The organism is Planifilum fimeticola, from assembly GCF_003001905.1.
GTDB classification, from domain to species: Bacteria; Bacillota; Bacilli; order Thermoactinomycetales; family DSM-44946; genus Planifilum; species Planifilum fimeticola.
Genome location: NZ_PVNE01000027.1, coordinates 24,534 through 37,910 on the forward strand (window position 1 = coordinate 24,534; position 13,377 = coordinate 37,910).

The window sequence follows — 13,377 nt, forward strand, 5'->3', positions numbered from 1 at the left end:
GATGGTTTGAGCGACGAGCATAGCGCGAAAAAGAGTCGGAGCGGATGGAAATGGATGGGGGGGTTGGCCGCCCTCCTGCTCAGCCTGGGGGGGAAATTGAAGTTTATCCTGCCCCTGCTGAAACTGGGGAAAGCCGGGGGAACGCTGATCAGCATGCTGGTGTCGGTGGGGGCCTATGCCTTGGTCTTTCCGTGGACGACGGCGATCGGACTGGTGGTCATGATCTTCATCCACGAGATGGGTCACGTCCTGGCCGCCCGCCGGAAGGGCTTGGATGTCACGGCTCCGGCCTTCATTCCCTTTGTGGGGGCATTGATCATCCTGAAAAAGCAGCCCAGGGATGCCGTGACCGAGGCCTACATCGCCTATGCCGGCCCTCTGTTCGGCACCTTGGGAGCCGTCGCGTGTTACGTCCTGGCGGAGGTGACGAATCATCCTCCTCTCTATCCCATCGCCGCGATCGGATTTTTCATCAATCTCTTCAACCTGCTGCCGATCCATCCCCTCGACGGGGGCAGAATCGTGACGGCCATTTCCCGCTGGCTGTGGGCCGTGGGGCTGGTGGTGGGCCTCATTCTGATCATATACACCTTCAGTCCGATTCTCTTCCTGGTTTGGCTGATGTTTGCCTGGCAGCTTTGGCAATTTTATGCCGCCCACCGCAGGAGGAAACGGGGCCGGACAGCGTTGACCGGCGTGATCAAGGTGGACGTGGAGCGCCGCGCCTTTGAGGAAGCGGGCCTCTTGGTTCCGGGAGAGGAGCACAGCCGGGACTTGCCCTATTCCCTCTTCTGCGAGGTGGCGACGAGGGAGCACCGCCTCGAGATCGCCTATCCGGGGCTGGGCGTGATCCACACCGACACGGGGTTCAGCGGGTCCGTCGAACGGGTTCGTCTGGTCCGCACCCAACCCGCCGGGGTGAACGGAGAGATGGTCCGCCTCCATCTTCTGGTGGATTATGTCCCGGCTCCGGAGGAAGATCCCGGCTTGCTGAAAAGCGAAGAATATTACTCAGTGCCTCCGCTGACCCGTTTGGGTTACGGCATCGCCTATTTCGGTTTGGCGGTCTTTCTCATCATCATGCTGGCCATGCTCGGACAGGCGCCCATGCAGCCCCCCGCTGTGGCACAGGTTTAAATTCGGATTCCAAGGGTTTTGCCAGAGAAAAGGCGGGTCCTTTGACTGGACCCGCCTTCAAGCTTTTTCCCTCCGTCAGGGATTGGTCTGCGGTTTGCCGCTTGCCCCGGTGAAGGTCGTGGGCGCGGCGGTGTCGGTTTCCTTCCGTATTCGGTCCTTGGCCCGTTCCTGCGCCACCCAGAGGAAGAAATTGTAGGTCAAGGCGACGCCGTAGGAGATCTCCTGGATGATCTTCATCAGGACCCCTCCCAGCTGTTGGTCCTGCTGAGGGGTTAGGATCGGCGCCAGCGCGGACCCCTCTTTGTACAGGGCGAACATGGGGGTGTCGGAGAAGATGATCAGCGCGCAGGCGGGGGTGAGCAGGGCGCCGCCGGCAAAGATGTAGACGAGCCTCTTCCATCCCTTCAAACGATCCAGTTCCTCCACCGGAGCGGTGATGGGCCACCAGAAGAACAAGGCGGTGATTCCGAGGAGGAGATGGACGCCGGCGTGAAGCCATTCGTTGGCCATGATTCGATCGAAGATCAGCGGAACGTGATAGATGGAGAGCAGCCCGTTGAATACGAACAGGGCCACGACCGGACGCGTGAAGAGAGAAACCACCGGTCTCACGCCGGGGATGCGGAAAAGGGCGCGAAACATCCAATCCGGAATGCCCTGCAGGAAAAAGGGCGGCAGGACCAGGTACAGGAGCGACATCTGCAGCATGTGGAAACTGAACAGTTCATGAGCCAAAAGGTCCATGGGACTGCCCAGGGTGAAATACAAAAGCAGCAGCCCGCTCAAAAACCAGATTTTCTTGCCGGGCCGAACGGGCGCCGATCCCGGGAACAGACGGCGCAGGGGGCCGACGAGGATGAGGTAAATGGCTCCCACCAGAATCGCCAGCAGGTTTCCCGGCAGGTTCCAGTTGGCCGGGTGTCGAAACAATTCCATCAGTTCCTCAAATCCCACGGAGTTTCCCTCCTTTCGGGGGCGGGTGATCCGATGAACCCCCCGCTTATGATTACCATTGTTCGCGGCGGATCATGAAAAAATTCGGACGGGGAAAGGCGGTGTGTCTTTTCCGTCCGGATTTTTTTTCGGGTCAGCCTTCACTTTCCGAGCAATTCTTTGACGTCATGAACGATTTGATCGTCATCGGGTCGGACGCCGTTGTAGAACTTCCGAATCTTCCCGGACTGATCGATGAGGTAAAATTGGGTGCCGTGAACCACTTGATCCGACTCGGGATCCATCCGGACCTCCGCCTTGAAGGTTTCCCGCGACAACTTCTGGATCTCCTCGAAGGGGTATCCCGTGAGGAAATGCCAGTTGGAGAAATCCACGTTGTGTTGCTTGGCGAATTCGTGAATCGCCTTTTGATCGTCCCGCTCCGGATCGACGCTGAAGGAGACGATCTCCACGTCCAGCCCTTCAAATTTCAGTCGCTTCTGGAGGAGGGCCATGTTGGCCGTCATCGGAGGGCAGACGGTGTTGCAATTGGTGAAGACGAAATCGGCGAGCCACACCTTGCCTTTCATGTCGGACAGTTTGAAGGGTTTCCCGTCTTGGTCCACCGCTTCAAATTCCGGGACCTCCCAGGCAATTTCCGAATCCGTCTCCGCCTCATTGGAAGGTGCAGGAGCCGGTCCGCTGAAGGGAAGACAATTGGCGATGTCCAACGCCTTCCATATGAGAACGGCTGCGAAGAGACCGACCCCGCCGAACCATGCGATCCGCTTCAACAGTTTGCGACGGTCCTTCATGGATGCCTCTCCCCTCTCCTATCAAGACAAGGATCCTGGCGGATCCGCTGTTTCATCATCGTTGTCGGACGGCTTTGAAAGCCCTTCCCGGCTCTCTCTTATGATAACACATGAAGGGAAGAGACCGGCCGAAAGACAAAAAACCGTCACTTTCCGATCAGAGAAGTGACGGTTCTTTGTCTTCACGGAAAAACCCGGGGGCATCATCCGCTCCGCTTCAGCTTTCCGGTCCGCATCGCGTACCGTTCGGCGACGGAGAAAATCCACAGACCCAAGGGGATGAGGATCGCCCCCAAACCGAGGAGCAGAAGGAGGTCGGGAAGGAGCTCGGCGACTTTCGCCCCCTTCAGCAGAGCGGCCCGGGCCGCCTCGAGGGCGTAGGTTCCCGGCGAGACGAGGGACAGCGGTTGAAGCCATCCGGGAAGGACCGACACCGGGTAGTAGATGCCGGAAACCAGCAAGATGACCCCCTGGATGATGTGGGTTGCCTGCGTTCCCCGTTCGGGGGAGAGAAGGGGCAGCACGGCGGCGATCAGGCCCAGGCCCATGAAGGCGGGACCGGCGGCGACGACTGCCGCCAAGGCGGCGATCAGGTTGGCCTGCTGAAGGGGAAGATCGAAAAAGAGGGCGACGGCGATCAGGACGACGACGGTCCGTACGAGCCCGTAGAGGATGGCGAAGAGGCAGGTTCCGAACAGATGGGTGATCCTGCGGATCGGAGCCATGAAGGTGTACTCGATCGTCCCCTCCCACCGTTCCCAGGTGATGGTGTTGGCCACTTCCTCGAAAAGCACAGCCATGAACCCCCAGCACAGGGCGCCGATCACCAGGAAAAGGACGGTCTCTCCCCGGGCTTCGGGCTCCGCGGTGTATCCGATCAGTCCGATGGTCAGGGTGTTGACGATATTGTAGAAAAGGAAAACCACTTCCCAGGCGAGATAGCGCTTGACGAGGCGAAAACTGCGTTCCACGAAGGCGACTGCGGCGCCCAGTTCATTCATCGTCTTCATCGGCCAATGCATCCTCCCATTCCGTTCCGGTACATCGGAAAAAGACTTCCTCCATCGTGGAGGCTCCCGTCTTTCGTTTCAATCCCTCCGGGGTGTCCAGAGCGATCAGCGATCCCTTGTTGATGATGGCGATGCGATCGCACAGCTTTTCCGCTTCGTCCATATCGTGACTGGTCAAAATCATCGTGGTTTGGCCGCCCTTCTTCACCTCCAGCAGGAACTTTTGAACATCCCGCTTGGATTTGGGATCCAGCCCGGTGGTCGGCTCATCCAGGAGCACCAATTCCGGATCGGTCATCAAGGCCCGGGCGATGGCCACCTTTTGCTGCATCCCCCGGGAGAGGTTTTCCAGGGGCACGCGGGATTTTTGACTGGATATTCCCAGCCGTCGAAGGATTTCCAGCGCGCGCCGTTCCCCCTCCTGGACGGACAGCCCGTAGAGGCGAGCCGTGTAGCGCAGGTTTTCCATGGAAGACAACTTCTTGAAAAAGGAGGCTTCCACCGACACCCTGTTGATCCGGCGGCGCACTTCCTGCTGGTGCCGGACCACGTCCTTGCCGAACACCGTAAGCTGCCCCGCGTCAGGGAAGAGGAGGGTGGCGATCAGGCGGATCATCGTCGATTTTCCGGACCCGTTCGCGCCGAGGAGGCCGAAAATCTCTCCCCGGTAAACCCGGAAGGAGACCTGATTCACCGCGCGGATCCGCCGGCGTTCGCCGAGAAACAGATTGCGCCAGGTGCGGCTTCCTTCCACGGGTTCATAGAAGTGCTTGGACACGCCGCGGCAATCGATCACCACCTCTTTGTCGTCCGGTACGGTTTCGATATGGGGTGAAGACGGCATTTCCAGGGTTTGGGTCATCCTTCACCTCTCCTTTTCTTCCGGACAAAAAAACACCACAGGCGACGGCCTGTGGTGCGAAAGCAAAAAATGCGACATCTTATGAAAGCAACACAGGCCGGTGTCGACCTGTGGCAGTTGTCCGGTCAAGCTTCGGGATGCATCCCCCTGCCGAGGTCGACGCGCGGTAGATGCGGTTTTGGGCATACGGAACCCGCAAAAACGCCAAAAAGGCCTTGGCGGCGAGAAACTGCTGCCAGAGCGATTTCGATCCGCATGGACGTCGACCTCCTTTTCAAGGGATATCAGCTTTTAAATTTTAGCCCTGGAAACAACAAATGTCAATCCCCGACAAGTCTTGAATTTCACTCTTCGATCGTTTATAATCCGAATTGAACCAAATGAATGATTGTTCATTCAAATACGCCTTGATACTCAGGTTTGGATCCCTGCGCCGCAAGAAAGTCTTCAGTAACTGACATCATTTTCACGCGATGGGGGGAAGAGACGATGACATACTCGCTGGAAGGAAAGGTGGCACTGGTCACGGGAGCTTCGCGCGGTTTGGGGCGGGCCGATGCGTTGGCCCTGGCCCGCGCGGGAGCGGATGTGGTGATCACCGATATTCTGCTGGAAAGCCTCGACGATGACGAAACGGCGCAAAAGTACGGACCGATGAGCCAGGTGATGAAGTCGACCGGGGTCGTCTACGCCGAAAAGACGGCGGAGGAGATCCGCAAGATGGGACGCCGTTCGATGGCCATCCGGATGGACGTCACCGATCGGGAACAGGTGAACGAGGTGTTCCAGAAGGTGAAGGAAGAGATGGGAGGCATCCACATCCTCGTCAACAACGCCGCCACCCTGGACCACGTCTCCCGCATCGAGTACCAGAACGACGAGTTTTGGGAGAGGGATCTGAGGGTGAACCTGACGGGGACCTACAACTGCACCAAGGCGGTCTGGCCGATCATGAAGGAGCAGAACTGGGGGCGGATCATCAATATGGCCTCCGTCGCGGGGACCATCGGCGGATTCGGTCAGGCCAGCTATTCCACGACCAAGGCCGGGATCCTCGGCTTCACCAAGAGCATGGCCCTGGAAGGCGCCCGCTACAACATCACCGTAAACGCGATCGTTCCCGGGATTGTCAACACGGAAGCCTTCCAGATGATCGATCCCAAGATGCGGGAGCGGATGATCCAGCGCACCGCCTTCAAGCGGCCAGGCGAACCGGAGGATATCGCAAATGCCATCTGTTTCCTCGCATCGGACCACGCCAAATACATCACCGGCATCGAGCTCAACGTGTCCGGCGGGATTGAACTGTTCACCTTCTGATCCTCGCCGCGGCGGAGGGGGGCCTGCGCATTCGGGCCCCGGCCCTTGTTGAAACGGGGATGAGGTCTTTTTCATTCGAACAAAAAGGGGAGAGGAAGCCAGTGAGTGCGAGGGATGCCGTGATTATCGACGCCGTGCGGACGCCCATCGGCCGGAAGAAGGGCCTGCTGAGCCGGACCCGGCCGGACGAAATGGCGGCCCACGTGCTGTCCGCCATCGTGGAGCGGAACGGAATCAAGCCGGACTTGGTGGAAGATGTGAAAATGGGTTGTGTCACCCAGATCGACGAACAGGGATTCAACATCGGGCGGATAGCAGCTTTGATCGCCGGCTTCCCCGTGGAGGTCTGCGGGGTCAGCTCCAACCGGATGTGCGGCTCCAGCCTGGAGACCCTGAACCAGGCGGCCCACGAAGTGATGGCCGGCATGGGGGACCTGTTCATCGCCGCCGGCGTGGAGAGCATGAGCCGCGTCCCGATGGGAAGCGACGGCGGAAACTTCAGCTCCAAATTGACGGATCGGTACATGATCATCCCCCAGGGCTTTTCCGCGGAGATGATCGCCTCCCAATGGGGATTCACCCGGGAGGAGCTGGACCGGTTTTCCTATGAAAGCCATCAGAAAGCCCTGCGGGCCCAGCGGGAAGGAAGGTTTGACCGCGAGATCGTTCCCATCGATGTGGTGACGGAGGAAGGGGAGGCGGTCCGGATGGAGAAGGACGAGACTCCCCGGGCGGACACCAGCCTGGAAAAGATGGCGCAGCTCCAGCCCTCCTTCCAGGCGGACGGCGTGGTGACCGCCGGCAATTCCAGCCAGATCTCCGACGGAGCGGCGGCGGTGCTGGTCGCCTCCCGGGAAAAGGCGGACGAGTTGGGACTGAAGCCCCGGGCGCGGATCGTCGCCACCGCCACGGCCGGGGTGGATCCGACGATCATGTTGACCGGTGTCATTCCCTGCACGGAGAAGGTCCTGAAAAAGGCCGGCCTCACCATGGACGATATCGATCTGTTCGAAGTGAACGAAGCCTTTGCCTCGGTGGTGTTGGCCTGGCAGAAGGAAACCGGAGCCCCTTGGGAAAAGGTGAACGTCAACGGCGGGGCGATCGCCCTGGGCCATCCGCTGGGGGCGAGCGGCGCCCGCATCACCGCCACGCTCCTGAACGAATTGGAGCGGCGTGAAGCCCGTTACGGATTGATGACCATGTGCATCGGCTTCGGGATGGCGATCGCCACCATTATCGAGCGGGAAGCGTAACCGCGGGAAGACGGGTCTTCCGGGAATCGGTCGAACTCCGAGGGCCCGTCTTTTTCCTTTCATTCTGAAAACGCTTTCCTGAGGAGGCGCGGGGGAATGGAACTGCGACGGAAGGATTTTCTCAAGGGGATGAGGGTGCTGGATTTCTCCCGATACCTTCCCGGACCCTTCGCCACCATGCGCCTGGCCGACATGGGCGCGGACGTGATCAAGGTGGAGGATCCGTCCATCGGTGATCCGGCCCGCTACCTTCCTCCCCTTGCCGAGGAGACGGGCCGCCTTTTTCTGCTCCTGAACCGGAACAAGCGAAGCCTGGCGATCGACGTGAAGACGGAGGCGGGAAGGGAGATCCTCCATCGCCTCATACCGAAGGTGGACGTGGTGGTGGAGAGCTACCGGCCGGGCGTGATGGCCCGGTTTGGCCTGGATGCGGAGACGCTCCGCACGATCCATCCCGGACTGATCTACTGTTCCATCACCGGATACGGACAGCGGGGACCGATGGCTTCCCGGGCGGGCCACGATATCAACTACGCGGCCATGACCGGCATCTTGGACGGAATCGGCAACCCCGGCGGCCCTCCGTCGATCCCTTCGGTGCAGTTGGCCGACCTGGCCGGGGGCATGGCGGCCGTCGAGCAGATCCTCGCCGCCTGGGTCCGCCGCCTGCGCACCGGGGAAGGAGCGGTCCTGGATGTGTCCATGACGGACGTGCTGCACAGCTGGCAGGTTTTCCCCCTCGCGGTCGAGCAGAGCGGTGAACCGGTCACCCGGGGCTCCCACGTTCTCTGCGGGGCGATGACCGCCTACAATGTGTATGAAACGGCGGACGGCCGTTACGTCGCCCTGGGTGCGCTGGAACCCAAGTTCTGGAACCGTTTTTGTGACGCGGTGGGCCGGCGGGAATGGAGGGACCGGGGCTTTACGCCCCCCGACGACCCGAGCGGATTGTACCGGGAAGTGGCGGAACTGTTTCGGAGGAGGAAATTGGAAGAGTGGGTGCGCATCGGTGAGGAGGCCGACTGTTGTCTGACGCCGGTCCTCACCCTTTCCGAAGCCGTCCGTTCTTCGCTGGCCCGGGAGCGGGAAAACTTTTTCGCGCTGGATCATCCGGCGGAGGGGAGCCAGGTGATGCCCAACAGCGGGTTTTTGTCGGCCCGCAACAAGCGGAAGGGGAATCCCGTGACGCCGGCCCCGCGTCGGGGGGAACACACCGCCGAAATCCTTCTGGAGATGGGCTTTCGCCGGGAAGAGATCGACCGCTTTATGGAAGAAGGCATCGTGGAAGGAGGGGAATCCCGTTGATTTCCTTTCAGATGACGGATGAACAGCGGGAAATGCAGAGGCTGGCCCGCCGGTTCGCCGAAGAAGAGATGCGCCCGGTGGCTCCCGAGTGCGACGAGCAGGAGCGCTTCCCCCGGGATGTGTACGAAAAGGCCCACCGGGCCGGCCTCATCACCTATCGGTTTCCGGAAGAGTACCTGGGAGGGGGTGTGGACAGCCTCCTCACCTCCTGCATCATCTCGGAGGAGCTGTTCTGGGGTTGTGCCGGGATGGCCACCTCCTTCGGCGTGACCGCCCTGGCCGCCGGGCTGATTCACCAGTTCGGAACGGAACAGCAGAAACAAAAGTGGCTCACCTTTCTGTGCGATCCGAAACATGCCCGCCTCGGGGCCGTCTGTCTCACCGAGCCGGGAGCCGGTTCCGATTTCGGAGCCATTCAGACCCGGGCGGTCCGCCGGGGGGATGAGTGGGTCATAAATGGCCGGAAGTGCTTCATCACCAACGGGGGAATCGCCGATCTGTACCTGGTCTTCGCCAAGACGAAGCCGGAGGACGGCTACAACGGGGTTTCCCTCTTTCTCGTCCCGAAAGACGCGCCGGGGGTCTCCGGGGGAAAAAAGGAGCGCAAGATGGGACAGCGAGCCTCCCACACCGGTGATGTCATCTTTGAAGATTGCCGGATTCCCGCCGAATTCCTGGTGGGCGAGGAGAACCGGGGTTTTTACTACGCGATGAAGATGTTGGAGCACTCCAGGCCGACCGTGGGGGCGGCGGCGGTGGGAGTGGCCCGGGCCGCCTGGGAATACGCCCTGGACTACGCCAAGAAGCGCGTCCAATTCGGTAGGCCCATTTTTCACAACCAGTCGATCTCCTTCATGCTCGCCGACATGCGTACCAAGATTGACGCGGCCCGGTTCCTGGTGTGGCGGGCCGCCGAGCTGGCGGACCGGGGCGAGTCCTGCGCCCTGGAGGGCAGCATGGCCAAGGCCTACGCCGCGGAGGTGGCCATGGAGGTTACCACCCAAGCGGTGCAGATTCTCGGGGGATATGGCTACATGCGGGACTTCCCCGTGGAGAAGTGGATGCGCGACGCCAAGGTGCTGAGCATTTACGAGGGAACGACTCAGATCCAGAAACTGGTCATGACCCGTCTGATGTAAGGGAGGCCGTGCCTGCTTTTCTCCAAATATTTGGGAAGGATATCAGAGGTTTGCTGTAGAAACTCGGACATAAGCACCGCATATCCCGACCACCGAGGTGGCCGGAATGATTTGCCGGCGACCGCGTCGTCAGGTCTGCGGGTCATGGCCGGGAGGGAAGGGAACGCACTTCCGCAGTTCCGCGAATCGGAGGACAGAGTGGACGAGGCCAATTCTTTTTCCTCCATATTCCGTATTTTTCGATGGGCAAACAATACAATAGATTACGGAAGCGGCGCACATTCCGAAGTCCCTTCCTCCTGCGCGTCTTCCTTTTCCCTCTTTTGTTCCGCCCGCAATAACACCTATAATGAAATTGTGCACGGTTTACATCGGAAAGGAGCATCCAAGTGAAAATAAGAGGAGTGGCGCACCGGGGGTATCCCCTTCGATACCCGGAAAACACCTTGTCTTCGTATAAAGCCGCCTATGACCTCGGATTCACGCATCTCGAACTGGACGTGCATCTGAGCAAGGACGGCGTTCCCGTCCTGATGCACGACCCGACGATCGACCGCATGACCGACGGACAGGGGTGGGTCAAGGATTATACCCTGGAGGAATTGAGACAATTCCGCGTGGGAAGGGATGAAACCATCCCGACCCTGGAAGAGGCCCTGTTGTTTGCCAAAGACAAGATGACGGTGAACGTGGAGTTGAAGCAATATGGAGAGCTGTATCCGGGGCTGGAAGAGACGGTGTTGGAGATTTTGAAGAAAACGGACATGTTGGACCAGGTGTACATTTCCTCCTTTGATCACTACTCCATCGTCAAGATGCGCAAACTGTCCGACGAAGTGGAACTGGGGCTGATTCAGTGGGGAGCCACTCCCGCCGTTGTCCCCTTTATGGAGGAGATCCGGGCCCGGTACCTGTCCCTCCGGACCGAATATCTGACGGATGAATACGTGAAGCTTTGCGAGCGGTCGGGCATACAGCTGATGGTGTGGCCGGTCAACCTGAAATGGCAGTTTGACAAGGCGGCCCGATATCCTTCCGTGTTGTGTGTGACAGATGATCTGGAAGGCTTTAAGGAAATGTATCAAGAGCGATTTCAATAGCGCGGATCGCCCGGGCGATCCGGCCTTCAAACGATCTGCCGAACGGACCAGATGACCGCTGAGGATTGACCGCCTCTGGATCGGAGATGGAGCTTCGGCAGATCCTTTTTTTAGGGACGGATCCTTCCCGGAGAAGATTCGGGAGGCGCGTCTGCGCAATTCCCTCGGGATGGGGGTTGTTCCGCCCGGCGGGCAGCCTCCGCATGATCACATGAAGGAAAGGGAGTCGTTTTCGTGAACTGCGGCGAGAAAACAGCGGTATTTGACATGGACGGGACGTTGTTTCAATCGGAGAAGGTGGCCTTGCCCGCTTTCCGCAGGGCTTTCCGGCGCCTGAAGGAGGAGGGCCTCTACCGGGGGGATTCCCCTTCCGACGAGGAGATCCGGTCGGTGTTCGGAATGACCCAGGAGGAGATCTGGGCCCGTCTGCTGCCGGAGGCGGACGAAAAGACGAGAAAAATCGCCGACCGCTGGACCCTGGAGGAGGAGCTGGCCGGCTTAAGACGTGCTGAGGGCAGCCTGTATCCCGGGGTGGCCGAAACCCTGCATCGTCTGAAGGAAGAGGGGTGGAGGCTGTTTATCGCCAGCAACGGGCTCCGGCCCTATCTCGACGGCGTGCTGGAAACTTTCCGCCTGGCCCCCCTCTTCTCCGGCGTTTACGGGGCGGGGGACTATGAAACGGAGACAAAGGATGAACTGGTTCGCCTTTTGATGGAGGAACACGGGGTCTCCGGCGGTTTCATGGTGGGGGACCGGAAATCCGACGTCGAAGCGGGAAAGGCCAACGGCCTGAAGGTGATCGGCTGCCGCTATCCCGGTTACACCCGGTTCGGACGGGCGGATGAGCTGAAGGATGCCGATGTCGTGGTGGACCGGTTCCCGGACATTTTGCCCGTCTTGTTGAAGGCGTGCGGAGACCCATCCTGATTCCCGCCGCCGGGCGGGGGGTCCGGCGGAGAATGACGAACAAGGAGGGCGACGGGGTGAGCAGCGTATGGACCATCCCCTACTGGGAGACGGCATATCGCCTGTTCATGGCTGTTTTGCTCGGCGGTCTGATCGGATGGGAGCGGGAGAGGGACGCGCATCCGGCCGGTTTCCGGACGCACATCCTCGTCTGCCTCGGATCGGCTTTGATCATGCTGATTTCCATCTACGGTTTTTCCGAGTTCATGAAGGAGGAAAACGTGCGGGCCGACCCCGCCCGGCTGGCCGCCCAGGTGGTGAGCGGCATCGGTTTTTTGGGGGCGGGGACGATCCTCCGGCACGGATTGACGGTGAGCGGGCTGACGACGGCGGCTTCGCTCTGGGTGGTGGCCGGCATCGGTCTCGCCGTGGGAGCCGGCTACATGTTCGGAGCGGTGTTGACCACGATCCTCGCCCTGGTCAGCCTGGAGCTGCTGAACCGGCTGGAAAAGATCCTGGTCAGGCGCCATCGCCTGAAAAAGATCGTGGTCTCCGTCAGGGACGAACCGGGGAAATTGGGGGAGATCGCCTCCCTGCTGGGGCGGATGGGCGCCAGCATTCGCAAGGTGACCATCGATGAGGGCGATTTGGAGGATGACTGGCTCAACATCTCCTTCACGATCCGCCTTTCGGAGGAAATCTCCACGACGCAGATTTTGGAGGAAGTGCGCCGGGTGACGGGGGTCAAGGAGGTGCGTTCCGGATAAACGGGAGGGCGGGGTCCCCTCTTGGAATGTCAGGACAACTTCGAGTCCAAAAAACCGGGGTGAATCTTCCCTCGAGGAATTCTCGCACATGGAGCGGGGGCGGAACATCGCTCCCTGCCGAGAAGCCAAACACCCGGGCGGCGGCGCATGTCTTCCGCCGCTTTTTTCGCTTTTGTCCGGGATGCGCGTTTGTATGAAAGCTCGCCGGCGGCGGGAAAAATGGTAATGAATCAACGGATGGACTGCGCGTCGAGAATCGTTCAGGTCTCTTTCGGAGAACCCCTTGCATTTCCCGCGAATGGATTTATAATAAAAAGTGAAGGTCAAAGTTAGTCAAAGTCAACAGGGGGTTGTTCGATGCCCAGCATTTCGGATATCATCGAGCACCACTTGAAAAAGATCCTCGACCAAAGCCGGTCCGGGATCATCGAGATCAAGCGGAGCGAGCTGGCCGACCGGTTTCAGTGCGTTCCTTCGCAGATCAACTACGTGATTAGCACCCGTTTTACGGTGGAAAAAGGGTATATAGTGGAGAGCAAGCGAGGGGGCGGCGGCTACATCCGGATTCGCAGGGTGCGGCTGGGTTCCCCGGGGAGCGTCTACGATCTCCTGCTGCGCCAGATCGGCGGGGCGATCAGCCAGGCCCAAGCGGAGGACATCATCGATCGGCTTCGGGAGGAAGAGCTGATGACCCCCCGGGAGGCCCGACTCATGCGGCGCATCATCGCCCGTGACGTCATGCAGCTGCCGGTGCCTCTGCGGGATCAAGTTCGCGCCCGGATCATGCGGGCGATGGTGACCATCCTATTCGCGGGAAAAGGAGAGTGAGC

At 60.0% G+C, this 13,377-nt stretch carries 13 protein-coding genes; 9 read left to right on the plus strand and 4 right to left on the minus strand.

The annotated features are described in order from the left end of the window. The first annotated feature begins 6 nt into the window (after window positions 1-6). The gene (locus CLV97_RS14505; RefSeq protein WP_106346245.1) at window positions 7-1,137 is read left to right on the plus strand and encodes a site-2 protease family protein; all 1,131 of its coding nucleotides are present in this window, start codon (window positions 7-9) and stop codon (window positions 1,135-1,137) included. 75 nt (window positions 1,138-1,212) lie between these two features. Here CLV97_RS14505 and CLV97_RS14510 read toward each other — a convergent pair whose 3' ends face one another. The 4 genes from CLV97_RS14510 to CLV97_RS14525 all read right to left on the minus strand — a co-directional run bounded on the left by CLV97_RS14510 (window position 1,213) and on the right by CLV97_RS14525 (window position 4,757). Then, window positions 1,213-2,091: a cytochrome c oxidase assembly protein gene (locus CLV97_RS14510; protein WP_106346246.1), complete on the minus strand. Its 879-nt coding sequence runs from the start codon at window positions 2,089-2,091 to the stop codon at window positions 1,213-1,215. A 140-nt stretch (window positions 2,092-2,231) separates the two neighbouring features. After that, window positions 2,232-2,885 (minus strand): SCO family protein, encoded by a 654-nt coding sequence (locus tag CLV97_RS14515; protein WP_106346247.1) that lies wholly within the window; start codon window positions 2,883-2,885, stop codon window positions 2,232-2,234. Window positions 2,886-3,088: 203 nt separating this feature from the next. Further along, window positions 3,089-3,895, minus strand: a complete 807-nt coding sequence (locus CLV97_RS14520; protein WP_211295762.1) for an ABC transporter permease — start codon at window positions 3,893-3,895, stop codon at window positions 3,089-3,091. Continuing rightward, a complete protein-coding gene (locus CLV97_RS14525) occupies window positions 3,879-4,757 on the minus strand; it encodes an ABC transporter ATP-binding protein (RefSeq protein ID WP_211295763.1) in 879 nt (292 codons plus the stop codon). The genes CLV97_RS14520 and CLV97_RS14525 overlap by 17 nt, the downstream gene beginning before the upstream one ends. 489 nt (window positions 4,758-5,246) lie before the next feature. Here CLV97_RS14525 and CLV97_RS14530 point away from each other — a divergent pair, with 489 nt between their 5' ends. The 8 genes from CLV97_RS14530 (at window position 5,247) to CLV97_RS14565 (ending at window position 13,375) form a co-directional block, all read left to right on the plus strand. Then, complete coding sequence (locus CLV97_RS14530; protein WP_106346249.1) at window positions 5,247-6,077, plus strand: SDR family NAD(P)-dependent oxidoreductase; 831 nt, start codon at window positions 5,247-5,249, stop codon at window positions 6,075-6,077. Between the two features lie 101 nt (window positions 6,078-6,178). Next, on the plus strand, window positions 6,179-7,330 hold the full coding sequence (locus tag CLV97_RS14535; RefSeq protein WP_245891616.1) for a thiolase family protein: 1,152 nt from the start codon (window positions 6,179-6,181) through the stop codon (window positions 7,328-7,330). 96 nt (window positions 7,331-7,426) lie between these two features. Then, complete coding sequence (locus CLV97_RS14540; protein ID WP_106346251.1) at window positions 7,427-8,635, plus strand: CaiB/BaiF CoA transferase family protein; 1,209 nt, start codon at window positions 7,427-7,429, stop codon at window positions 8,633-8,635. Continuing rightward, window positions 8,632-9,774: an acyl-CoA dehydrogenase family protein gene (locus tag CLV97_RS14545; RefSeq protein ID WP_245891617.1), complete on the plus strand. Its 1,143-nt coding sequence runs from the start codon at window positions 8,632-8,634 to the stop codon at window positions 9,772-9,774. The genes CLV97_RS14540 and CLV97_RS14545 overlap by 4 nt, the downstream gene beginning before the upstream one ends. Before the next feature lie 389 nt (window positions 9,775-10,163). Beyond that, window positions 10,164-10,874 carry a glycerophosphodiester phosphodiesterase gene (locus CLV97_RS14550; protein ID WP_106346252.1) on the plus strand — a complete coding sequence of 237 codons (711 nt, stop codon included), beginning with the start codon at window positions 10,164-10,166 and terminating at the stop codon, window positions 10,872-10,874. Window positions 10,875-11,108: 234 nt separating this feature from the next. After that, window positions 11,109-11,801, plus strand: coding sequence for an HAD family hydrolase (locus CLV97_RS14555; protein ID WP_245891619.1), 693 nt, complete (start codon window positions 11,109-11,111; stop codon window positions 11,799-11,801). 56 nt (window positions 11,802-11,857) lie between these two features. Next, on the plus strand, window positions 11,858-12,547 hold the full coding sequence (locus tag CLV97_RS14560; RefSeq protein WP_106346272.1) for an MgtC/SapB family protein: 690 nt from the start codon (window positions 11,858-11,860) through the stop codon (window positions 12,545-12,547). A gap of 357 nt (window positions 12,548-12,904) precedes the next feature. Continuing rightward, window positions 12,905-13,375, plus strand: a complete 471-nt coding sequence (locus CLV97_RS14565) for a CtsR family transcriptional regulator (RefSeq protein ID WP_106346253.1) — start codon at window positions 12,905-12,907, stop codon at window positions 13,373-13,375. The last annotated feature ends 2 nt before the right edge of the window (window positions 13,376-13,377 follow it).